General features: G+C 34.6%; 1 protein-coding gene. It reads right to left on the bottom strand.

Annotated features, from left to right (window positions below; translation table 11 throughout):
* Positions 1 to 193: 193 nt before the first annotated feature.
* The gene (locus WGMM_RS01930) at positions 194 to 862 is read right to left on the bottom strand and encodes a hypothetical protein (protein ID WP_240991848.1); all 669 of its coding nucleotides are present in this window, start codon (positions 860 to 862) and stop codon (positions 194 to 196) included.
* Positions 863 to 1025: the final 163 nt, after the last annotated feature.

Consider the following 1025-nt stretch of genomic DNA (forward strand, 5'->3'; position numbering starts at 1 on the left):
AACAGATGCTAGGAAATCGTTATAACTGTAGTTGTTAGTCTAGCAGAAAAGAATATTTTCCCTTTGAAATTGTGAAAGTTATTAGACAACATTCCAATTTCTTCATCACCATCAAAACAATTTTACTTTAGTGAAATATGTTTGATCTTTTATTCTAACTATTTCACCGCTGGAGTTTCTTTGTATGTGATAATCATTTGGGTCGTACTTTATAGCAAAAAAGTTTGCCAGAGCCATATTTCTCTAAGTTTATAAGGCCCACATTTACATGTTTATGGGAATAATCTCTCTTTTCATATTCATGTGCAAATATTGGATCTATGTATCTATATTCATCTGATATATTTGGCATACCTATTGGATGTTCATTTCCATCTTTCGTCACCGGAACAAGCTTATATGTTCCGTCTTTTTCCACTAATTTTAGATGAGTAATACTTTGTGGTAGTTGAAACCTTACATTTGCTCCATGGTCATGAATAAATAGATCACCTTTTTCGGTAATATAAAAGCCCATATTTTTGAATGTATGTAAATTTTCGCCTCCTTGTTTTACAACCGCTTCGTGTACATCGTCGTCTGTCCTATCTGTTCCCTTATTATCCAGTAGTTTTCCTTTTTCTACGATTACTCCATTTGCCTTTTGCTCATCAGAATATTGGGCATGCTCTGAATCCTGATGATTCAAAATTTTGGTACCTCTGAGGAGCAGAGAATCTAAATCTTTTTGGATGTGTCCAGTGCTAGGATGCAACAATTCATTTTCACGTAAATGCGCCTCATCAAAGTATTCATCACGTTCAACTGTTCTGCCATCTATTAGGGAAGCTTTATAATGACCGTTTTCTTTTGTAACTGCCATGTAAGCACCACCTTCGTATGAAACATTTAAGTTGTGTAATATATCCTCAAAAACGAAAGTTTCTTTAGTTTGGCCTTCAACTTGCTTAAAAAAATCCTGATTCGCTCAATAATTCTCCAAGCTTTGTATTTCCGTCATATATAGACAGTGCACCCATATCTCC

The organism is Wolbachia endosymbiont of Glossina morsitans morsitans, from assembly GCF_000689175.1.
Classification (GTDB): Bacteria; Pseudomonadota; Alphaproteobacteria; order Rickettsiales; family Anaplasmataceae; genus Wolbachia; species Wolbachia pipientis.